Source organism: Micromonospora sp. CPCC 205539 (genome assembly GCF_036906815.1).
Taxonomy (GTDB): domain Bacteria; phylum Actinomycetota; class Actinomycetes; order Mycobacteriales; family Micromonosporaceae; genus Micromonospora.
Map to the genome: position 1 here is coordinate 91973 of NZ_JBAKHW010000008.1, position 21766 is coordinate 113738.

The 21766-nt window shown below is 72.1% G+C and carries 19 protein-coding genes and 1 pseudogene; 8 read left to right on the forward strand and 12 right to left on the reverse strand.

Features of this window, described 5'->3' with window-relative positions:
* The first annotated feature begins 17 nt into the window (after positions 1-17).
* Positions 18-563 carry a CGNR zinc finger domain-containing protein gene (locus V6V47_RS09940; RefSeq protein ID WP_334627800.1) on the forward strand — a complete coding sequence of 182 codons (546 nt, stop codon included), beginning with the start codon at positions 18-20 and terminating at the stop codon, positions 561-563.
* Positions 564-695: 132 nt separating this feature from the next.
* Here V6V47_RS09940 and V6V47_RS09945 read toward each other — a convergent pair.
* The 6 genes and pseudogenes from V6V47_RS09945 to V6V47_RS09970 form a co-directional block, all read right to left on the reverse strand.
* Positions 696-995: pseudogene (locus V6V47_RS09945) on the reverse strand (GNAT family N-acetyltransferase); the annotation flags it as partial.
* Between the two features lie 151 nt (positions 996-1146).
* A complete protein-coding gene (locus V6V47_RS09950) occupies positions 1147-2556 on the reverse strand; it encodes a class II fumarate hydratase (RefSeq protein ID WP_334627801.1) in 1410 nt (469 codons plus the stop codon).
* 36 nt (positions 2557-2592) lie between these two features.
* Positions 2593-5574: an AfsR/SARP family transcriptional regulator gene (locus V6V47_RS09955; RefSeq protein WP_334627802.1), complete on the reverse strand. Its 2982-nt coding sequence runs from the start codon at positions 5572-5574 to the stop codon at positions 2593-2595.
* Positions 5575-5829: 255 nt separating this feature from the next.
* Positions 5830-7497 carry a fumarate hydratase gene (locus tag V6V47_RS09960; protein ID WP_334627803.1) on the reverse strand — a complete coding sequence of 556 codons (1668 nt, stop codon included), beginning with the start codon at positions 7495-7497 and terminating at the stop codon, positions 5830-5832.
* Positions 7498-7645: 148 nt separating this feature from the next.
* Positions 7646-9100: an outer membrane protein assembly factor BamB family protein gene (locus V6V47_RS09965; RefSeq protein ID WP_442934210.1), complete on the reverse strand. Its 1455-nt coding sequence runs from the start codon at positions 9098-9100 to the stop codon at positions 7646-7648.
* An 87-nt stretch (positions 9101-9187) separates the two neighbouring features.
* Positions 9188-9676, reverse strand: coding sequence for an Lrp/AsnC family transcriptional regulator (locus tag V6V47_RS09970; RefSeq protein ID WP_334627804.1), 489 nt, complete (start codon positions 9674-9676; stop codon positions 9188-9190).
* Positions 9677-9814: 138 nt separating this feature from the next.
* Between V6V47_RS09970 and hppD the strand changes: the two genes are divergently transcribed.
* The 6 genes from hppD to V6V47_RS10000 all read left to right on the forward strand — a co-directional run bounded on the left by hppD (position 9815) and on the right by V6V47_RS10000 (position 15570).
* Positions 9815-11020, forward strand: a complete 1206-nt coding sequence (hppD, locus tag V6V47_RS09975) for a 4-hydroxyphenylpyruvate dioxygenase (RefSeq protein WP_334627805.1) — start codon at positions 9815-9817, stop codon at positions 11018-11020.
* An 11-nt stretch (positions 11021-11031) separates the two neighbouring features.
* Complete coding sequence (locus tag V6V47_RS09980) at positions 11032-11733, forward strand: RDD family protein (protein ID WP_334627806.1); 702 nt, start codon at positions 11032-11034, stop codon at positions 11731-11733.
* A complete protein-coding gene (locus V6V47_RS09985; protein ID WP_334627807.1) occupies positions 11730-12776 on the forward strand; it encodes an RDD family protein in 1047 nt (348 codons plus the stop codon). The genes V6V47_RS09980 and V6V47_RS09985 overlap by 4 nt, the downstream gene beginning before the upstream one ends.
* The gene (gene hisC / locus V6V47_RS09990) at positions 12773-13876 is read left to right on the forward strand and encodes a histidinol-phosphate transaminase (RefSeq protein ID WP_334627808.1); all 1104 of its coding nucleotides are present in this window, start codon (positions 12773-12775) and stop codon (positions 13874-13876) included. The genes V6V47_RS09985 and hisC overlap by 4 nt, the downstream gene beginning before the upstream one ends.
* A 130-nt stretch (positions 13877-14006) precedes the next feature.
* Positions 14007-14561: a hypothetical protein gene (locus V6V47_RS09995; RefSeq protein ID WP_334627809.1), complete on the forward strand. Its 555-nt coding sequence runs from the start codon at positions 14007-14009 to the stop codon at positions 14559-14561.
* Positions 14562-14721: 160 nt separating this feature from the next.
* Positions 14722-15570: a hypothetical protein gene (locus V6V47_RS10000; protein ID WP_334627810.1), complete on the forward strand. Its 849-nt coding sequence runs from the start codon at positions 14722-14724 to the stop codon at positions 15568-15570.
* 21 nt (positions 15571-15591) lie between these two features.
* On the opposite strand, the gene V6V47_RS10005 is transcribed toward V6V47_RS10000, so the two are convergent.
* The 6 genes from V6V47_RS10005 to V6V47_RS10030 all read right to left on the reverse strand — a co-directional run bounded on the left by V6V47_RS10005 (position 15592) and on the right by V6V47_RS10030 (position 20500).
* The gene (locus tag V6V47_RS10005; RefSeq protein WP_334627811.1) at positions 15592-15996 is read right to left on the reverse strand and encodes a hypothetical protein; all 405 of its coding nucleotides are present in this window, start codon (positions 15994-15996) and stop codon (positions 15592-15594) included.
* A gap of 113 nt (positions 15997-16109) precedes the next feature.
* On the reverse strand, positions 16110-17366 hold the full coding sequence (locus V6V47_RS10010) for an outer membrane protein assembly factor BamB family protein (RefSeq protein ID WP_334627812.1): 1257 nt from the start codon (positions 17364-17366) through the stop codon (positions 16110-16112).
* Positions 17367-17420: 54 nt separating this feature from the next.
* Complete coding sequence (locus tag V6V47_RS10015) at positions 17421-17903, reverse strand: SRPBCC family protein (RefSeq protein WP_334627813.1); 483 nt, start codon at positions 17901-17903, stop codon at positions 17421-17423.
* 137 nt (positions 17904-18040) lie between these two features.
* Positions 18041-18250 carry a DUF397 domain-containing protein gene (locus V6V47_RS10020; protein WP_334627814.1) on the reverse strand — a complete coding sequence of 70 codons (210 nt, stop codon included), beginning with the start codon at positions 18248-18250 and terminating at the stop codon, positions 18041-18043.
* 187 nt (positions 18251-18437) lie between these two features.
* Complete coding sequence (gene fahA, locus V6V47_RS10025) at positions 18438-19634, reverse strand: fumarylacetoacetase (RefSeq protein ID WP_334627815.1); 1197 nt, start codon at positions 19632-19634, stop codon at positions 18438-18440.
* Positions 19631-20500: a hypothetical protein gene (locus V6V47_RS10030; RefSeq protein WP_334627816.1), complete on the reverse strand. Its 870-nt coding sequence runs from the start codon at positions 20498-20500 to the stop codon at positions 19631-19633. Before V6V47_RS10030 ends, fahA begins: the two co-directional genes overlap by 4 nt.
* Before the next feature lie 94 nt (positions 20501-20594).
* On the opposite strand from V6V47_RS10030, the gene V6V47_RS10035 reads away from it, so the two are divergent.
* On the forward strand, positions 20595-21761 hold the full coding sequence (locus V6V47_RS10035; RefSeq protein WP_334627817.1) for a homogentisate 1,2-dioxygenase: 1167 nt from the start codon (positions 20595-20597) through the stop codon (positions 21759-21761).
* Positions 21762-21766: the final 5 nt, after the last annotated feature.

Genomic DNA, 21766 nt, shown 5'->3' on the forward strand with positions numbered 1-21766 from the left:
GAGTGACAGGAGTCAAGTTGCTTTTCGCTCATGACACCGAATGTTCGCTGATCGCCGCCGCCGCACTGGTCAACACTGCGGGCCGGGACGGTGAGCTGCTGCCCGACGTCGCGGCGCTGGACGCCTTCTTCATCCAGCACGGCTACAGCGGCCGACACGAGCAGACCGACGCCGAGTTGCGCGCCGTCCGGGAGCTGCGGCCCCAACTGCGCCGCATCTGGTACGCCGAACCGGCCGAGATCGTCGCCGTGGTCAACGGCCTGCTGCGCGAACATCGTGCGCTGCCGCAGCTCATCGAGCACGACGACGAGCCGTACCACCTGCACGCCGTGCCCCGCGACGCGCCGCTTGCCACCCGGATCGCGGTGGAGGCCGCGATGGCGATGGCCGACCTGGTCCGCGCCCGGGAGTTGAGTCGGTTGCGCGTGTGCGAGTACCCGGACTGCGACAACGTGGTGGTCGACCTCTCCCGCAACCGCTCGCGGCGCTTCTGCGAAGCCGGTTGCGGCAACCGCGCGGCGGTGACCGCCTACCGCGCCCGGAGGGCGGCGGGGCGCTCCTGAGCAGCAGCCCACTCCTCGCGCCGCAGCTCGTACTCCACCTCGCCGTGCTCGGTGCCGGGGATCGGGTCGTCCCGCCCGGGACCCCTCGGTGGCCAGGCCACGCCCCCACGTCGTGCGGCGCAGCCGGTAGCCCAGCTCGGCCTCGGTGCCGTCCGCCGACGGGTCGAGCGCGAACCAGCCCAGGAACTCGTCGCTCTCCCGGCCCAGTGCCGCCCAGCGGCCCAGCCCGGGATGCCGGTCGTACTGGGCCAACAGCCGCGGCAACTGCTCGTCGCGAACGGTGGCGAGCGGGGTGGGCCGACCACCGGTGAGAAAGCGCATCACCTCGGGGTCGCTGTCCAGCTCGACCAGCGCGTCCGTGTCGGCCACGGTCAGCCGGCGCAGCCGCAGCCGCTCGGTCAGCGGCAACAGCTCAGCGTCAGCCCCACTCACGCGACGATCCTCCGCCCGCCCCGCGACGCCGTCGAGCGATGTGCCGCCCGGGGCCGCAAGATCCGTGCAACTTCGGGGAAACTGCTGCTTCGGTACGCGCGGAGACAGCAACTTCGCCGAAGTTGCTGTCTCTCTGCGCGGGCGGCACCGGTCAGGGGTGGGTCATCCGGAGCAGGTCGAGGGCCTCGTCCAGCTGGGTCTCGGTGAGCTTGCCGGAGTCGACGTGACCTCGGGCGATCACCACCTCACGGATGGAGGTCTGCTTGGCCAGCGCCTCCTTGGCGATCGAGGCGGCCTCGTCGTACCCGAGGTAGCGGTTGAGGGGGGTGACGATCGACGGTGACCCCTCGGCGTACGCCAGACAGACCTCCGCGTCCGCGACCAGGCCGACCACCAGGCGGTCGGCGAACAGCCGACTCGCTGCGGCCAGCAGCCGGATCGACTCCAGCAGATTACGGCCCATCACCGGGAGCATCACGTTCAGCTCGAAGTCGCCCTGCGAACCGGCGAAGCCCACGGCCGCATCGTTGCCGATGACCTGGGCGCAGACCTGCCGCATCGCCTCGGCGACCACCGGGTTGACCTTGCCCGGCATGATCGACGAACCGGGCTGAAGGTCAGGGATGCGCAGCTCACGCAGGCCGGCCCGGGGGCCGGAGCCCATCCAGCGGATGTCGTTGGCCAGCTTGTACAGGCCGATCGCCACGGTCCGCAGCTGCCCAGAGGTCTCGACCAGCGCGTCCCGGGCACCCTGCGCCTCGAAGTGGTTGCGGGCCTCGGTCAGCGGCAGACCGGTCGACTCGCGCAGCTTGCCGATGACGGCGGCGGCGAAACCGAGCGGGGTGTTGATCCCGGTGCCCACGGCGGTGCCGCCCAGTGGCAGCTCGGCCAGCCGGGGCAGCGCGCCCTCCAGCCGTTCCACCCCGTAGCGGACCTGGGCGGCGTACCCGCCGAACTCCTGCCCCAGGGTGACCGGGGTGGCGTCCATGAGGTGGGTACGCCCGGCCTTGACGATCGTCCCGAACTCGGCGCCCTTGCTCTCCAACGCCTCGGCGAGGTGGCTGAGTGACGGCAGCAGATCCCGGGCGACCGCCTCGGTGGCGGCCAGGTGGATCGAGGACGGAAAGACGTCGTTGCTGGACTGGGAGGCGTTGACGTCGTCGTTCGGGTGTACGCCCCGGCCCAGCTCACGACCGGCCAGGGTCGCGATCACCTCGTTGGTGTTCATGTTCGACGACGTCCCGGAGCCGGTCTGGAACACGTCGACCGGGAACTGGTCGTCGTAGCCGCCGTCGGCCACGTGGGCGGCGGCCGCGGAGATGGCGGCAGCCACGTTCGCGTCGATCACGCCCAGCTCGCCGTTGACCTCGGCGGCGGCACCCTTGATCTGGGCCAGCGCCCGGATCTGGGCCGGCTCGAGGCCTCGGCCGGAGATCGGGAAGTTCTGCACCGCGCGCTGGGTCTGCGCCCGCCACAACGCCTCGGCGGGCACCTCCACCTCACCCATCGAGTCGCGTTCGATCCGGTAACCGGTCGCCTCAGGATTCGTCACGCGTACCATCCTGCCGCGCCCGTCGCCGACCCGCAGATGATCCCCTCAGTCCAACTCGGCCAGCAGCCGCTGCACCTCGTGCCGGTCCGGCGAATCGACCTGCTGGAACAGGGACAGCGCCCGGATCAGGTGCGCGCGGGCCGCCGTCGGGTCGGTGTCCCGTACGCAGCGTGCGATGCCCTCCAGCGCCCGGGCCTGCTCGTAGCGGGCACCGAACCGGGTGGCGTCGGCGAGCACCCGGCGGTACAGGTCGAGCGCGCTCAGCACGTCACCCGCGTCGAGGATCGCCCGGGCCAGGAGGTTGCGTGAGGCGCACTGGCCGATCCGGTCGCCGATCTCCATCATCGCCACCAGCGCCTCCCGGTGCATCGCGGCGGCCACCTCGGGTCGGCCGTCGACGCGATCCATCACGGCGAGCTCGTTGAGCACCTCGCCCTCCCCGAACCGGTTGCCGGAGTTCCGCTTCAGACGCAGCGCCGCCCGCAACAGCCGCCGGGCGGGCGCGGCGTCGCCCATCCGACGCCGGATCATCCCGACGTGGCCGACCGCGTGCGCCAACTGGATCGTGTCGTCGACCTCCCGGGACAGCAGGAGGTGGTGCCGGCTGATCCGCAGCGCCTCCTCGTAACGGCCCCAGCACAGCAGGGCGAAGGACAGATTGTTCAGCAGGTTCGACAGCTCCGCCGCATCGGTGGTGATCTGGATCAACGCCGACGACTCTTCGAAGCACTCCATGCTTCGCTGGTAGTCCCCGTTCGCGGCGTAGGACACACCGAGGTTGCCCAGCACGTTGGACATCTCCTCCCGCAGCCCGCGCCGCCGGACCAGTTCGAGGCCCACCTCCATCAGTCGGATCGCCTCGTCGAACCGGGCCAGCCGGTAGTACGCCGAGGAGAGGTAGTTCAGCGTCGTCGCCACGGCCTCGTCGTCGCCGAGCTGCTCGGCGGCGCGCCGGCCGACGGTGTGGGTCTCGATCAGCTCGTCCAGGTGACCGCCCACGAAGTGAAAGCGCCAGCAGGCGCGGGCCAACTGCCAGGAGTGCCGCAGGAAGCCCTCGCCGTAGGCCAGCCGGACCAGGGCGGTCAACGCCGACCGGTTCTCCTCGAACCAGCCCCGGCCCTGAGCAGCCGCCGCGGCGACCAGATCGGGACGGGGTGCGTCCGGTAGCCGGAACCTGCTCCGGCTGCCCGACGACTCGATCGTCCGCGCGATGGCCGCGGCCACATGCAGGTGGTAGTCGAGCAGTCGTTCGACGGCGGCGGCGCGCTCGGCCGCGTTCTCCGGCTCGGCGAGCAGCGTACGGGCGTACTCCCGGAGCAGGTCGTGCAGCCGGTACCGGCCCGGCTCCACCTCCTCGGCCAGATGCGAGTCCACCAGCTCGTCGAGGACGTCCTGTGCCTCGGGCATCGTCAGCTCGCCGAGCGCGGCGGCCACCCGGCTGTCGAACCGGGTGCTGGTGTGCAGGCCGAGCATCCGGAACAACCGCTGCGCCGCCGGCGAGACCTGGGCGTACGACAGGGCGAACGCCTGCCCCACCGAGCGCTCTCCAGCGATCAGCTCCGCCAGCGGGCCCGCGCCGGCGACCAGGCGCTCGGCCAGGTCGGCCACCCGCCAACGGGGCCGGTGCGCCAGTCGCGCGCCGGCCAGCCGGATCGCCAGCGGCAGGTACCCGCATCTGCGGGCCACCTCGGCCGCGGCCTCGGGCTCGGCGGCGACGCGCTGCTCGCCGGCCACCCGGCCGAGCAGTTCAACGCCCTCGTCCGGGTCCAGCACGGACAGCGATGAGGGCCGGCCCTCGTCCAGGCCGACCAGCCGGCGGCGACTCGTGATCAGCAGCAGGCAGTCCGGGCCGTTGGGGAGCAGCGGGGAAACCTGGTCGGCGCTGGCCGCGTCGTCCAGCACCACCAGTGCCCGCCGACCCGCCAACTCGGTCCGCCAGAGCGCCAGCCGGTCGTCCAGGCTCACCGGCACCCGCTCGGCCGGAACGCCCAGCTGCCGCAGCAGGGTGGCGACCGCCGCGGCCGGGGCCACCGGGGCGTGGGTGCTGTGCCCGTGCAGGTCGAGGAAGAGCTGGGCGTCCGGGTAACGCTCCCCGAGGGCGGTGGCAAGGTGCACTGCGAGTGTCGTCTTGCCGCTGCCGGCCATCCCGTCGATGAGCTGGATCCGGGCGCCGTCCTCCTCGATCTCCTTGACGAGGCGGGCCACCGTCTCCTGCCGGCCGGTGAAGTCACCGATGGCCCGTGGCAACGAGCGGACCGGGGCGATCGACCGGGTCTCCCGACCGGTCAGGGCGAGGTCGCCGGCGAGCACCCGCTGGTGCAGCTCCTGCAACTCGGCACCCGGTTCGATGCCCAGCTCCTCGGCGTACAACCGCCGACCCTCCCGGTAGACCGCGAGCGCGTCGGCCTGCCGACCGACCGACGAGAGGGCGAGCATCAGTTGACCGCGCAGCCGTTCCCGCAGCGGGTGCTGATCGACGCTCTCGGTCAGCTCCTCGATCAGCTCGGCGGCCTGCCCGAGGCGCAACTCGACGCCGACGCACTCCTCCAGCACGGTGAGGCGCTGCTCCTCGAGCGCCTGCGCGCGGCGGCGGACGCTACGGCTGGAGATGCCACCGAGCGCGGTCCCTCGCCAGAGCGCCAGGGCGGCCCGGAACCGCTCCCGCGCGTCGGTCAACCGGCCGGCCGCGACCGCGACCCGGGCCGCCTCCGCGCCGCGAGCGAAGACCTCGGCGTCCACATCGGCCGGACCGGTACGGATGCCGTACCCCACCGGGTCGGTGACGATGTTGTCGGCGGCCAGGCCGAGCTCGGCGAACCGGCGGCGCAACCGCGAGACGCAGGTCTGCAGCTGTGCCCGGGCGGTGGCCGGCGGGCGCTCCTCCCAGACCGCGTCGATCAGCTCCTCGACCGGCACCAGCCGGCCGGCCCGCAGCAGCAGCATGGCGAGCACGATCCGGTCGCGCCCGGCGGTGACGGTGGCTTCGCCACCGCCAACCCGCAGAGGCCCCAGGATCCCGAATAGCATCTACTCCCCCGCATTTGTGGTGCAACATCCAGCAGAGTAGCCCGGCGATCACAGTTCGACCCGATCAGTCGATAGTGATCTGAGAGTGGATCGACAGCGGTGCACCCGACACTCGCTCCGGGTTGTCGGTGACGGCATCCGACGGGGGCGGTGCGCCTGCTCCACGAGGGGTGGGCGCACCGATGTCGACGGGGCGCGGACGACGAGAGGGCGCCGAGCGGATTCGCTCGGCGCCCTCTCACGCGTACCTGACGGTCAGCGGCGGCCGACGGTAAGCACCGGCTTGGTGACCTCGGCGAAGAAGTCGTTGCCCTTGTCGTCGACCACGATGAAGGCCGGGAAGTCCTCCACCTCGATCTTCCAGACCGCCTCCATGCCCAGCTCCGGATACTCGAGCACCTCTACGTGCTTGATGCAGTCCTGGGCGAGGCGGGCCGCGGGGCCGCCGATCGAGCCGAGGTAGAAGCCGCCGTGCTGGTGGCAGGACCGGGTCACCTGACCCGACCGGTTGCCCTTGGCGAGCATCACCTGCGATCCGCCGGCAGCCTGGAACTTCTCCACGTAGGCGTCCATCCGGCCGGCGGTGGTCGGGCCGAACGAGCCGGAAGCGTAACCCTCGGGGGTCTTCGCGGGGCCGGCGTAGTAGACAGCGTGGTCGCGCAGGTACTGCGGCATCGGCTCGCCGGCATCCAGCCGTTCGGCGATCTTGGCGTGCGCGATGTCCCGGGCCACCACCAGCGGGCCGGACAGCGACAGCCGGGTCTTCACCGGGTACTTGGACAGCTCGGCACGGATCTCGTCCATCGGCCGGTTCAGGTCGACCCGGACGACCAACTCGGCGTCGAGCGAATCGTCGGTGACGTCGGGCAGGAAGCGCGCCGGGTCGGTCTCCAGTCGCTCCAACCACACACCCGACGGGGTGATCTTGGCGACCGCCTGCCGGTCGGCCGAGCAGGAGACGGCGATCGCCACCGGGCAGGAGGCACCATGCCGGGGCAGGCGGACCACCCGCACGTCGTGGCAGAAGTACCGGCCACCGAACTGTGCGCCGATGCCGAAGTTGCGGGTCAGCTCCAGCACCTCCGCCTCCAGCTCCAGGTCGCGGAAGCCGTGCGCGCTCATCGAGCCGGCGGTGGGCAGCGCGTCGAGGTACTTGGCGCTGGCGTACTTCGCGGTCTTCAGCGCGTACTCGGCGGAGGTGCCGCCGATGACGATGGCCAGGTGGTACGGCGGGCAGGCGGCGGTGCCGATCAGCCGCAGCTTCTCCTCCAGGAACTGCATCATCCGCGTCGGGTTGAGCAGGGCCTTGGTCTCCTGGTAGAGGTAGGACTTGTTGGCCGAGCCGCCACCCTTGGCCATGAAGAGGAACTTGTACGCGTCGGGGTGCCCGTCCGGGTCCTCGGCGTACAGGTCCACCTGGGCCGGCAGGTTACTGCCGGTGTTCCGCTCGTCCCACATGGTGAGTGGGGCGAGCTGCGAGTAGCGCAGGTTCAGCTTGGTGTACGCCTGGTAGACGCCCCGGGAGATGGCCTCGGCGTCGGCGCCGTCGGTCAGCACGTGCCGGCCGCGCTTGCCCATCACGATCGCGGTGCCGGTGTCCTGGCACATCGGCAACACCCCGCCGGCGGCGATGTTGGCGTTGCGCAGCAGGTCCAACGCGACGAACCGATCGTTCGGCGAAGCGGCCGGGTCGTCGATGATCGCCCGGAGCTGGGCCAGGTGCGCCGGGCGCAGGAAGTGCGCGATGTCGTGCATCGCCTCGGCGGTCAACGCGGTGAGTGCAGCCGGCTCCACGGTGAGGAACCGGCGGCCCCCGGGGCCGTGTACGACGTCCACGCCCTCGTCGGTGACCAGGCGATAGTCCGTCTGATCGGGGCCGGTCGGCAGCAGGGGGGCGTACGAGAATGCGGCGGCACTGCTCATGAGCGGCAAGCCTAGGGCAGACCGGTCGATCATTCCCACCCGCCGGGCTCGTCCTGGGACGCCGCTCTCACCCGGGAGGCCCACCACGCCGCGCGACCGTCCCGGTCACCGCCGTCACCAGCACCGCGGGCAGGGGCCGCCGGCCGGTTCAGCCGTCCTTGCCGCCGACCGGGTCCGGGCAGTTTTCTCGCTTGGGCCCGCACGTGTCGTCGTCGGAGGGCGTGGAGCCACCAGGGCCGGTGCCGCCCGGCCGGGGGGTGCCGCCGTTCCCAGGGGGTGGGGCGGGGTTGCCCGCCGAGGCGCCGAAGCGGACGTACCCGATCTCCCGGCCCTCACCGATGATCATTCCTTGCGACCCGACCGCGAGGGCGTTCGCCGAGGTCCGGAGGACAGCCAGTTCCCGGCCGGTCCGCGGGTCGAGGGCGACCAGCCGGGACGGCTTCTCGTCGGCGACCACCGCCGCGTACGGGGTGAGCGCCGCGGTGACCTTGCCGCTGGCGGGACGGGTCCACCGGACCCGGTCGGTGCCCAGCTCCCGGGACACCACCGAGCGCTTGTCGGCGGTGCGGAACACCGCGTAGCGGTCGTCGACCGCGATCAGCTTGGTGTCGCGTTCGCCCACCCAGAGCAGGCGCCCGTCGTACCCGTCGATGACCGCCTCACGGCCGTCCGGGGCGACCCCGATCAGCACGTTCCGCGCGCCCTGCGGGTCCTCCCGCTGCACGCAGCCGGCGCTGTCGGCGGTCCGCAGGTTGATCCCGGCCCGCTGCCAGGTCTCCTGGCCGGTCGCCGGGTCGCGGGCGGAGATGGCGAAGTAGCAGCTGCCGTCCTGGGATCGGGCGGCGATGCGCAGCATCCGGCCACCCACCACGGAGAGCCGCTCGTCCCGCTCCGGTTCGACGTTCTGCAGAACCCGGCCGGTGGCGGTGTCGACGACGTGCACGCGGCCGTCGACCGGGAAGCCGAGCAGCGGCGGCACCGCCTCCGGCCCGGCCACCCCGTCGTCGACCCGGGTGGCGGTGAGCCGGCGGGTGCCGCGCAGACCGGGGTTGTCGGCGAGCAGCCCACTGCTCACCCCGGGCAGGAAGGCCGTCCACAGTGGCGCGGTGCCGCGTGGGTCCCAGGCGCTCAGGGTGCAGTCGGTGGCTTCCGTGCAGTGGGCGTCCAGCAGCAGGTTGCGGTACGTCCAGACGGCCACCGCGTCGCCGTCGCGTCGCCGCGTCGCGCCGGTGGCGGGGTCGAGCAGCTCGTACCCCTTGACCAGGAGCTTGCCCACGGCGACGACCGGGTCCCCGTCGCCGCCGGCGACCGCCGCCCAGTCCGCCTTGCGCTCCCAAAGCTGGGCGCCGGTGGCCAGGCTGCGGGCCTCGACCCGGGTGCGCTGCTCGACCACGACGGTGTCACCGGCGATGGTCACGCTGCGCGGGGTGCCGCCGATCCGCTGCTGCCAGACCACGTCCGGCTCGGAGATGGGGTCGCTGCGGTCCACCCAGTCCCACAGCTTCGGGAAGGGGTTCCACACGCCGGTCGCAGCGAGGGCGACGACCGCGACGAGGCCAAGCAGCAGCCCGCCGCGCACGCTCCCCTTCGCCACACCGCACACGGTAGCCACGATCACGGATCTTCTGTACGCCCGGACCGCCGTGTCGCCGCGCTTTCTGGCGTCGAAGGTGTTAGCGGTGGACCTGCCTCACCGCTGGACGGCGCTCCGCACCAACGGGAGCGTGCGGTAGGGGATCTGCTCGGCGAGCGCGATGATCGTCGACGCGCGGGTGATGCCGACCGAGGAGACGATCTGGTCGATGACCCGTTGCAGGTCGGTGTTGGAGCGGGCCACGATCCGGCAGAGCAGGTCGCTGGAGCCGGTGATGGTGTGCGCCTCCAGCACCTCGGGGATGGCGGCCAGGTGGGCGGTGACCGGATCGTGGCCCTGTCGCTGACTGATCTCCAGGGTGACGAAGCTGGTCACCCCGAAACCGATCGCGGCCGGGGAGATCTCCGGGCCGAAGCCGCCGATGACGCCCCGGTCGACCAGCTTGTCCAGTCGGGCCTGAACGGTGCCCCGGGCCACGCCGAGCCGCCGGGAGCACTCCAACACCCCGATACGCGGCTCCTCCGCGAGCAGTTCGATCAAGCGTGCGTCGAGCGCGTCGAGCTGTACAGCCTGCTCACCCTTCATGGGTCCAGACCATACCGAATGCGCAACCTGACCAGCATTTTCACCACCAGTTGCCCAGCCAGGGCCGGTGCCGCGATCCTCGCCACAAGACCACCACGGCGGCCCACCAGGCCGGCCGGTACGCGAGGGAGGGCCATCATGACCCAGGCGATCGACCGACCCCAGTCGACCGAGGACGTCGACGTCGACCGGCTCATCGGCGCCGTCGACCACGACATCAGCCACGACCCGTTCCCGGTCAAGGGCCTCGACCACGTGCACTTCCTGGTCGGCAACGCCAAGCAGGCCGCGCACTACTACTCCACCGCGTTCGGCATGACCTGCGTGGCGTACCGCGGCCCCGAGCAGGGCTACCGGGACCACGCCCAGTACGTGCTGACCAGCGGCTCGGCCCGGTTCGTGCTGACCGGCGCGGTGCGCCCGGACGCCGACGGCGCGGAGCACGTGGCCCGGCACAGCGACGGGGTGAGCGACATCGCGCTGGAGGTGCCGAACGTCGACACCGCGTACGCCCACGCCGTCGCCCAGGGCGCCACCGGCCTGGTCGAGCCGCACGAGGTGACCGACGAGCACGGCACGGTCCGGATGGCGGCCATCGCCACGTACGGCGACACCCGGCACACGCTGGTCGACCGGTCCCGCTACACCGGCCCGTTCCTGCCCGGCTTCGTGGCCCGCGGCCCGATCGTGAACCGGCAGCCGATGATCGACGCCGGCATCCAGCCGAAGCGCTTCTTCCAGGCCGTCGACCACGTGGTCGGCAACGTGGAGCTGGGCCGGATGGACGAGTGGGTCGAGTTCTACAAGCGCGTGATGGGCTTCTCGAACATGGCGGAGTTCATCGGTGACGACATCGCCACCGATTACTCGGCGCTGATGAGCAAGGTCGTGGCGAACGGCACCCGCAAGGTCAAGTTCCCGCTGAACGAGCCGGCGATCGCCCGCAAGAAGTCGCAGATCGACGAGTACCTGGAGTTCTACCAGGGCCCGGGCCCCCAGCACATCGCGGTCGCCACCAACGACATCCTGAGCAGCGTCGACGCGATGCGGGCCGCCGGCGTGGAGTTCCTGGACACCCCGGACTCGTACTACGAGGACCCGGAGCTGCGGGCTCGGATCGGCAACGTACGGGTGCCGATCGAGGAGCTGAAGGCCCGCAAGATCCTGGTCGACCGGGACGAGGACGGCTACCTGCTGCAGATCTTCACCAAGCCCGTGCAGGACCGCCCGACGGTCTTCTTCGAGTTGATCGAGCGGCACGGCTCGCTCGGCTTCGGCAAGGGCAACTTCAAGGCGCTCTTCCAGGCCATCGAGCGGGAGCAGGACGCTCGCGGCAACCTGTAACACTGTCGAGCGTGACGCAGCCTCCGTCGTACCCGATGCCGCCGGCCGGTGGGCCCCCGCCCGCCGCCGGCGGCGTCGCGCCGCCGCCCGGACCCCACCCCCCGGGGTACGCCGTGCCGCCGCAGTACGCCCCCGCCCCGCCGCCCTGGCACGCGGGGCCGCCCCACCCGGCCCCACCGCCGATGCTGAGCCCGGGCGGGCAGCCGCTGGCCAGCTTCGGCGACCGGCTGTTGGCCTGGCTGATCGACACGGCGCTGGCCACCGCTGTGGCGATGGTGCTGTTCATGCCGGTCTTCCTGATCCTCTTCATGCGCATGACGACCGAGATGTCGCGGACCAACCCGGACGGGACCTTCGTGGAGTACGACCCGAGCTACATATTCACGAGCTTCTTCCTGCCGATGCTGCTGGCCGAGTTCGGGTTGATCGTCGTGCTCCTCGGGTTCTACTGGCTCTACCACGTCGAGTACCTCAAGCGCGGCGGTCAGACGCTCGGCAAGAAGGTGCTCAAGCTGCGCGTGGTGCCGCTCGACCCGAACGGCACGTTGGACCGGCGGATGGCCGGCCGGCGGTGGCTCGTGCAGTACCTGGGGAGTTCGCTGATCCCGGGGCTCAGCTACGTCGACGGGCTGTGGCAACTCTGGGACAAGCCCTGGCAGCAGTGCCTCCACGACAAGTTCGCCAGCACGGTCGTCGTTAAGGTGTTCGAGTGACCGTGCAGCCTGGCTGGTATGTCGACCCCGCCGATCGTGAGACCCGGCGGTACTGGGACGGCGAGGGCTGGCTCGGCGCGCCCATCCCCGTCGACGCCACCCCACCGGACGGACCACCTCCGGTCGAGCCACCACCCGCCCCGGCCGCTCCCGAGGCGCCGACCACGCCCGCGACCGTCGCGCCCGGCTGGCCGCCGCACCCCGGACCAGGTCCGCAAGCCGGTCCCGGCCCGCAACCCGGTCCCGGCCCGCAACCCGGTCCCGGCCCGCAACCCGGTCCCGGCCCGCAACCCGGTCCCGGCCCGCAACCGGGGTACGGCCCGCAGCCCGGCCATGGCCCGGGTTGGGGTCCGCAGGCCGGCCCGCCGGGCTGGTCGCCGCAGGGCGTACCGCCCGGCTGGGCACCACAGGTTGGCCCGGCGGGTTGGCCCGGACGACCGCCCGAGCCGCGCCCGCACGGGTTGGCGCTGGCCGGCCTGGGCTCGCGGTTGACCGCCCGACTGATCGACTTCGCCCTCCTTCTCGCGCTGAACGTGCTGGTGAACGGCTGGTTCGTCTGGCGGCTCGTCGACGAGACCATGCCCTACTGGCGGGAGGTGTGGCGGCGTTCCCTGGCCGGCGACTCTTCCACCGACGGGCTGCCGCAGCTCGGCGACCAGGCCGGGCTCCTCCAACTGGTGATCCCGGTGATCGCCACCGCCCTCTGGCTGGCGTACGAGGTGCCCGCCATGGCGGCTGGCGGGCAGACCCTCGGCAAGCGGGTCATGCGGATCCAGGCGGTGTCGCTGGCCGAGAACCAGCCGCTGGGCTTCGCCCGGGCACTGCGCCGATGGAGCCCTCTCGGCATGCCCACCCTCCTCTGGTACTGCTGCGGGCTCGGCCTGGTGCTGCAACTGGTCGACGCCTTCTCCCCCCTCTTCGACCACCCGCTACGCCAGGCGCTGCACGACAAGCGCGCCCAGACGGTGGTCGTCCAACTCCCCCGCAGCACCGACTCCATCCCCTCGAACGACCCCACCCAGCCCCCGGGAGACACCCCATGACCGACTCCGATCGCCACCAGCCGGCGCTGCGGCTGACCCGCGCGGACCTGGACGCCCTGCCCAGCTACGTGCCGGGCCGCAGCCCCGCCGACCTGGCCCGGGAGCTGGGTCTGTCGGAGGCGATCAAGCTGGCCAGCAACGAGGTGCCGTACGGGCCGCTGCCCGGCGTGGTGGAGGCGATCACCGAGGCGGTCACCACCTCGCACCGCTACCCGGACATGGGCGTGGTCGCGCTGCGCGACGCGCTGGCCCAGCGGTACGGGGTGGACGCGGACCGGATCGCCACCGGCTGCGGGTCGGTGGCGCTCGCCGAGCACCTGGTCCGGGCCACCTGCCTGCCCGGCGACGAGCTGGTCTACGCGTGGCGGTCGTTCGAGGCGTACCCGATCATCGCGGCGACCAGCGGCGCGACCAGCGTGCGGGTGCCCAACGACGCCGGGCACGGGCACGACCTCGCAGCGATGGCCGCGGCGGTGACCGACCAGACCCGGATGATCCTGGTCTGCAACCCGAACAACCCGACCGGCACCGCGGTACGCCGGGCCGAGCTGGACCGCTTCCTCGACGCGGTGCCGGATGACGTGCTGGTGGTCATCGACGAGGCGTACCGGGAGTTCGTCACCGACCCGGAGGTGCCGGACGGGCTCGACTACCTGGACCGGCCGAACGTGGCGGTGCTGCGCACGCTGTCCAAGGCGTGGGGGCTGGCCGGGCTGCGGATCGGCTGGCTGGTGGCCCAGCCAGGGGTGGCCGCGGCGGTCCGCAAGGTCGTGACACCGTTCTCCACCAGCTCGGCGGCTCAGGCCGGTGCGCTCGCCGCGCTGGCGCAGGCCGAGGAGATGGAGCGCCGCTGCGGCCTGGTCATCGCCGAGCGGGACCGGGTCACCGAGGCGCTGCGCAAGTACGTGCCCGAGGTGCCGACCAGTCAGGCCAACTTCGTCTGGCTGCCGCTGGGCGACCGCGCGGTGGCGTTCGGCAAGGCGTGCGAGGCGCGCGGTGTGATCGTCCGGCCGTTCCCCGGTGACGGGGTCCGGGTCACCATCGGCACCCCGGCCGAGAACGACGCCTTCCTGGCCGCCGCCGAGGCCGCGCTGGCTTGACCTGTTCGTCACTGACTCGTGGCGTAAGCAGGTTTTTGTCCTCTTACGCCCGATAACTGCCCTATGTTGCGAAGTATCCGGACGTGCCGTTGACCCACGCCGGCTCACTTCGAGAACGGGGTAACAACCAGTGCGTACTGCCAAGATCTGTCTTGCCGGGGCGGCTGCCACGGCGATGGTGGGCTTCCTCGCCGCGCCCGCCGCCGCCGCGCCCACCGACACCACCACCGTCACCTTCGAGGTGCTCGTCGGCACCCTCGACATCGACGCGCCCGCCACCGCCGACCTGGGCAGCGGCGCGCCCGGCGGCACCATCACCGGCCAACTCGGCCCGGTCACCGTCACCGACTCCCGCGGCGCGGCCGACGCCTCCTGGGTCGCCACGGTGACCTCGACGGTCTTCCAGACCGGCGGCGGCACCCCGGCCGAAACGGTTCTGGCGTCGGAAATCGACTACTGGTCGGGCCCGGCCACGGCGACCACCGGCACCGGCACGTTCACGCCGGGACAGGCCACCGCCGCCGCCGCGGCGCCGCTGGACACCGCCGCTCCGCTGACCGCGTTCACCCACACCGGGGGCACCGGTGGTAACACCGCGACCTGGAACCCCACGCTGATCGTCAACGTGCCGCTCGACAGCATCGCGGGCGTCTACACCGGGACGGTGACGCATTCGGTGGCGTAGCCGCCGCGGCCGGTCGACCGTCGCGGTCGCGCTGGCACTGCTCTGCCTCGCCGGTCCGGGTCTGTCGACCCGGGCCGGCGCGGCCGAGCCAGATGCCGACGACCGCCTCGGGATCAGGCTGCTGGAGGCGCCGACCATCCGCCGCGACGACCCCCGGGCGTTGCGCTACATCGTCGACCACCTGCCGCCTGGAACGACCATCAAGCGGCAGATCCTGATCGTCAACCGGACGGACGAGCGACAGCGGATCGACGTCTATCCCGCTGCCGCGACGTTGGAGGAGCAGAAGTTCGTCTTCGGCGAGGGGCACGCGGCCAACGAGTTGACGTCGTGGACCAGCCTCGACCGCGACGCGATCGACCTGGAGCCGGGCGAGGAGGCGAAGGTCCGGGCAACCATCGCGGTGCCGAAGACGGCTTCCGCCGGCGAGCGGTACGGGGTCGTCTGGGCGTCGGCGATCTCCGCGCCGCGACCCAACGGCAGCATCACCCAGATCCATCGAGTCGGCATCCGGGTCTACCTGGACATCGGTCCCGGCGGCGAGCCGGTCTCCGATTTCACCATCGGCGACCTGCTGCCGGCGCGGAGCCTGGAGGGTGAACCGACGGTCGCCATCACGGTCTCGAACACCGGAGGCCGGGCCCTGGACCTCACCGGAAAGGCGACCCTCACCGAAGGGCCGGGCGGCACCCGGGCCGGGCCCTTCGACGTCGTGCAGGGCACCACGTTGGCACCGGGCACCTCCGGGCAGGTCACCGTCCGCTTCCCGAGAGAGCTGACGAACGGGCCCTGGAAGATCGACGTCAACCTGGAGAGCGGCCTGATCAAGAAGGCGGTGACCCGGCAGATCGAGTTCCCCGACCCGGGCAAGGTGGGCAAGCCCGGCACGTTCTTCTCCCGGATGACAGCCGGCTGGAACGTGCCCATGGCCGCGGTGGGTCTGGTGGTGGTCATCGGGCTGGCCTGGCTGGCGCGGCGATACCGGAGACGGCTGCCGGCCCAGCAATGAGGTCGCCGCTGGTCGGCCGGGTCACTCCGGCCGCTGGCGGCGAACCAGCATCCAGCCGACCAGCAACAGGGCCGAGCCCAACAGCGCCAGCGGACCGGTCGACGACGTGCCCGACCCGGTCACCGGCAATTCGGTGGGCGGGGGCTGCGTCGGGTCGTACGTGGGCCGGGGTGGGGGCTGGGTCGGGTCGCCTGTGGGGCTGGGCGGCGGCTGGGTCGGGTCGTACGTGGGCGTGGGCGTGGGTGTGGGCGTGCCCGGTAGCACCTCGAAGGTGACCCCGGTGTCCCCCGACGGCGCGGCCCGGACGCCGGCGACCGCGCTCGCCGGCCCGGCGGCCGGGGTGAGCACCGACGGGACCGCCAACGCGAGCCCCGCCGTGGCGGCGACCGCGCCACCAACGAGCCAGTTGACTGCTGTCCTACCCATGCGCCGACCCCTTCCGGTCCGAAACCTGAACGCGAAACCTGAACCGTGAAAAACGTACCTTTTCTGGTCAGATGTCGTGTGTGTTTCCCGGTCCGGCGCTCAAGGCACCACGATCAGGTGGCGGCCAGGATCACCGCCTCGGCGGTCAGGTAGTAGCGCTGGTCGTCGCCCGCCGGGTCGACCGGCTCGCGGAGCCGCTCCACCGCCAGGTAGCCGTCCGCGGCTGCCACCGCCCCCGGTGCCCAGCCCGTCCCATCCGAGCCGACGTTGAGCGAGAAACGGGAGAGCTGCCTGCCGCTCACCGGGTCGAGCGTCACCAGGTCGTTCGCATCGGTCAGCAGGTGCACCCGGCCGGGTTGAACGGCGATCAGCCGGGCGGTCCCCAGCCCGTCGACCCGCCAGAGTTCGCCGCCCGACCGGGCCGATCGACCCACCGCGACCCCGTCGGAAACGGTGACCGCCTGCTCACCGGCCAGGGTGGCGCCGGCCGGATCCAGTGCGGACGCAGCGGTCGGCTCGCCGCCGCCCAGCAGCCAACCCCGGCCACCCGCGTCGCCCGGCCCTGCGGTCCGCAGCGCCGGACATCCCGAGTGGCCGGCACGGCAGCCGAGCGGGGTCACCACCACCTCGTCCGTGGCGCCCGGTGGTCGCCAGCGCTCGCGCACCGCACCGGTCGCCGCGTCCCGCAACTCGACCGTGGCCGGCCCCGCACAGCGGTCCAGCCCGATCAGCTGCCCGGACGGGGTGGTGCCGACATCACTGCGGCAGCGACCGGGCAGGTCAACCCGCCACAGCTCCCGGCCGCCGGCCAACTCCACCCCGCGCGCCTGCGTGTCGCCAGTGACCACCAGCGCCGTACGGCCATCCGCGAGGTTGGTCAGGTAGAGCCCTCGCGGGTCCCAGACGGTGGCCGCGCCGGTACGCCGCACCGTCACCCCGGTCTCCGCCGGCGCGGGGCCGTCCGCTCGCCACAGCACCCGGCCGGTCGGAGCGTCGAGCGCGACCAGCCGGCCGTCGGACCAGCGGCTCACCACCGTGCTGCCACTGGCCACCACGCCGGTCAGCTCGGCCGGCCAGCGCCGGTACGACCAGTACGGCGAGGTACGGTGCCGCCCGTCGATGGGTCGATCGGCGTAGACCTGGCGGTGCGCCGCGTACACCCGCAGCCGGGCGTCCACGATCAACGGGGCGACCGGCAGCCGCCCGATCACGCCGGCGGCCGGCTGGGCCGCGGCCGGATAGCCGCCCCGGGCCACCGTGCTCACTTCGGCCGGAGCGAGCACCCGGTGGACGATGACCGCGACCGCCGCCACGGCGAACAGCGCCACGACCACCATCACGAGCCGTCGCCGGCCCTTCGGGAACCCCATGCCCCACCTCCGCCCGGCACCCTACCCAGCGGAACCGGCCGGATCTCGGTCAGGTCACGCGGCCTCGACGGAGCCGGTGGTGTCGGCCGCGGCGGCCAGGTCGGTGAGATCACGCCGGAGCGCGACCTCGACCGCCCGGGCGGCGAGACCGCCGAGCAGCAGCGCCACCACCCGGCCGTACGGGGCGGTCGGCACCGCCTCCTGGGTGACGGTGACCGCCGTGCAACCGCGTCGGCGACGCCGGACCGGCCGCAGGCTCCAGGTGATCCGGTAATCCACGCCGGCACCGGAGGAGCAGAGCACCAAGCGGCGTGGGGCAAGCGCCTCCACCACCAGAAACTCCTCGGTGAGCGTGCCGCCACCGGGCTGTGCACGCTCCTCCCGCCAGGCGGTGCCCGGCCCGAACGGGCCCGGGGTGAGCAGCTCGATCGGGCCGGCGGCGGTCAGCCGGGCGGCGCGGCCGGGGAGGTCGATCAGCAGACGCCAGACATCGACGGCGTGCGCCTCGATGAACCCGGTAACCGCCACCGTCGACATGCCACCTCCCGTGTCCTGGACGGTACGCGGAGTGAAGGGCCGACGGGGCCCCCGGGACGGAATTTTCACCGCCCGGAGGCCACGCTGTCCGTTCCGGCAACCGCCCGGCACCGATCGTCGACCGGGAGCGGCGCCGGTCAGTTCTCGAAGCGACCGGCCCGGATCGCGCCGATGAACGCTGTCCACCCCGGAGGGCTGACGGCGAGTGTGGGGCCGGCCTGGTCCTTGGAGTCGCGGACCGCGACCAGACCGAGAACGTCGACCAGGTTGTCCGCCACCTCCACGCAGAGCCCTTGGTCGTTCGAGCGGCTACTGGTACGCCAGACCGCGCCCGCGAGATCGTTCATGATCATTACCTCCGTGTACGATGAGAGGCCCTATCGCTGGCAGCCGGGCGGGATTCGCCCAGCTCGCAGCCATCGACGGGGCGACGAACTCCGCGTAGAGCAACGGGGTAACGCCCGATCTAAATCGGACAGCGCGTGCGATCACGAGTCCCGCTGACGAGACGATCCGTGGGCGGGCTGGCGCGACTCAGCGGGCCGGCCGCACCGTCCCGGTGACCTCGCCCAGGGCGATGGTGGTGCCGTCCGGGCCGGGCGCGGTGGCGGTGATCGTCACCGTGTCGCCGTCGGCCAGGAAGGCGCGACTCTCGTCGCCGAGCCGCACCGGCTCGGCACCGCCCCAGCTCAGCTCCAGGAACGAGCCGACCTGCCCACGGTCCGGGCCGGAGACGGTGCCCGAGGCGTACAGGTCACCGGTGCGCAGGGAGGCGCCGTTGACGGTGAGGTGTGCCAACTGCTGGGCCGGCGTCCAGTACATGGTGGCGAACGGCGGCTCGCTGACCCGCTCGCCGTTCCACTCCACCGCCAGCCGGAGGTCCAGCCCCCGGTGCGGCACGTCGCGCAGGTAGTCGACCACCGGCGGGTCCTGATCGGGGGCCGGCACGAAGGCGTCGGCGAGTGCGTCCAGCGGCGTCACCCAGGCCGAGACCGAGGTGGCGAAGGACTTGCCCAGGAACGGGCCGAGCGGCTGGTACTCCCAGGCCTGGATGTCCCGGGCCGACCAGTCGTTGACCAGCACCACGCCGAAGACGTGGTCGGCGAACTCGTCGACGGAGACCCGGTCGCCCAGCGCGCTCGGTACGCCCACCACGAAGCCGACCTCGGCCTCGATGTCGAGACGTACCGACGGGCCGGTGACCGGGCCCTCGGCGGAGGCGCGCTGCCCGACGGGGCGGACCACCGGCGTACCCGAGACGACCACCGTCCCGGCCCGCCCGTGGTAGCCGATCGGCAGGTGCTTCCAGTTCGGCAGCAGCGGCGGCTGGCCTGGGCGGAAGATCTGCCCGACGTTCGCCGCGTGGTGCTCCGAGGAGTAGAAGTCGACGTAGTCGGCCACCTCGACGGGGAGCAGCAACTCCACCTCGTCCAGCGACACGAGCAGCGGCTCCACGGCCGACCGGTGCGCCGGATCGGTCAGCAGCTCGGTGATCCGCTGCCGGACGGCCGTCCACTGCGGACGCCCCAACGCCATGAAGTCGTTGAGGGTGGGCCGGCACAGCGTGCCGGCGGCCAGCACCAGATCGGCGGCTTCCGCCCCGGCCAGGTCGAACACCCATGACCCGATCCGCACGCCGATCCGCGGCGAACCCCCGTCCTGCCGAAAGACCCCGTACGGCAGGTTCGTCACTCCGTACGGCGAACCATCGGCGCCGGTCACCCAGGTCATGCGTCGTGCCCCCCGTTCACCAGCCCCAGCCGGATCAGATCGGTCAGTGGTTCCAGGATGCTGCACGAGCCGAAGCCGACCCAGAGCGGGCGGGGTGCGTCGAGCCGTCCGCTGGTCCGCTCGAGGAGCGGGCGCGGGTCGGCGACGGTCAGCAGCTCGGCGACGGCCTGCACGCCGTCGCCCTCGGCGGCGGCCAGCGTCGCGGCCAGCACGTTGGCGTAGCCGTGGTGGGTGAACCCGGTTGCCGGGTCGAGGTGCCGGACCGCCTCGTGCAGCCCGGCGGTGAGCTTGAACGGCAGGTTTCGGTCCCGGCAGGCGCAGATCACCGCGGCCAGCTCGGTCGGGGTCGGGAAGAGCTCGGCGGCCAGCCCACCGGTCCGGAACTTGGCTGCGATCGGCACTCCGTCGGCCCGAGCGGCGGCGAGCGCGTCCAGCGCGCCCATCAGCCCGAAGGTCAACGGCAGCTCGGCGTAGACGGCCTCGAGGCCGCGCATCGTGGCGGTGACCCGCAGCAGGTCGGCGAGGCCGGGCAGCGGATCCTCGCCCCGCTTGGCGACCGCCACCTCGACCTGGCGCGCGGTCACGCTGTGCGGTGCCAGCGACGAGAGCGCGAAGGGCAGGCTCTCGATCCCGGTGTCACCGATGACCCCGACCACCAGGCCCTCGCCGGGGTCGACGAGGCCGCTCAGCTCGCCTCTGGTGATGGTCGAGGCCGGGATCAGCAGCGGGCCGACCAGGTCGTAATACCAGGCGGTGCGGTGCTGACGGTGGGCGGCGAGGGCGTCCGGCAGCGTGGCGCTGCCCGGTGGAAAGACGGCGGCGTCATCCACCAGGCCGTCGAGGAGTGCGGGCACCTGCGTTGACACGGGTGGAGAATCTACGGGACGCTACGAGGAACGGACAACAGCGTCCGATTATCGGACGCCTTCGCCCGGTGAACGGGATATATCGGGAGGCGAGATGCCGTACTACCGCAGCGTCGGCGAGGTGCCGCGCAAGCGCCACACCCAGTTCCGCCAGCCCGACGGCAGCCTCTACGCCGAAGAGCTGATGGGCCAGGAGGGCTTCTCCTCCGACTCGTCGCTGCTCTACCACCGGCACGCGCCAACCGCGATCCTGGCCGCCGACGAGTTCACCCCGCCCGCGTTCACCCGCTCGCCGAACCTGCCGCTCAAGCCCCGCCACCTGCGCACCCACAAGCTCGACGCGGGCGGCGCCGACCCGGTCCTCGGCCGGCAGCACCTGCTCGCCAACGACGACGTACGCATCGGGTACGTGCTCGCCGACCGACCGTCGCCGCTGTTCCGCGACGCCACCGGCGACCACTGCCTCTACGTCGAGGCGGGCACGCTACGGGTCGAGTCCCCGTTCGGCGTGCTGGACGCGGTCGCCGGCGACTACGTCATCATCCCCACGTCGACGATCCACCGGCTGGTGCCCACCGGTGAGCAGCCCGTCCGCCTGCTCACCATCGAGGCGGCCGGGCACATCGGCCCGCCCAAGCGCTACCTCTCGGTTCGCGGCCAGTTCCTGGAGCACTCGCCGTACTGCGAGCGCGATGTCCGCGGCCCGGCCGCCCCGCTGCTCGTCGACGGCGAGGAGGTGGAGGTGCTGGTCCGCCACCGCCGTGGTTGGACCCGCTACGTCTACGCGCAGCACCCGTTCGACGTCGTCGGCTGGGACGGGCACCTCTACCCGTGGGCCTTCTCCATCCACGACTTCGAGCCGATCACCGGCCGCATCCACCAGCCCCCGCCGGTGCACCAGACCTTCCAGGGCCCCAACTTCGTCATCTGCTCGTTCGTGCCCCGCAAGGTCGACTACCACCCGGAGTCGATCCCGGTGCCGTACAACCACCACAACGTCGACTCCGACGAGATGCTCTTCTACACCGGCGGCAACTACGAGGCCCGGCGCGGCTCCGGCATCGAGCAGGGCTCGATCTCCCTGCACCCGTCCGGCTTCACCCACGGCCCCCAGCCGGGTGCCGCCGAGCGCTCGATCGGCGCGGACTACTTCGACGAGTTGGCCGTCATGGTCGACACGTTCCGGCCGCTCGACCTCTGCGAGCCGGCCCGCACCGTCGAGGACGAGGCGTACGCCTGGACCTGGGCGCGTCGCGTCTAGTCGCC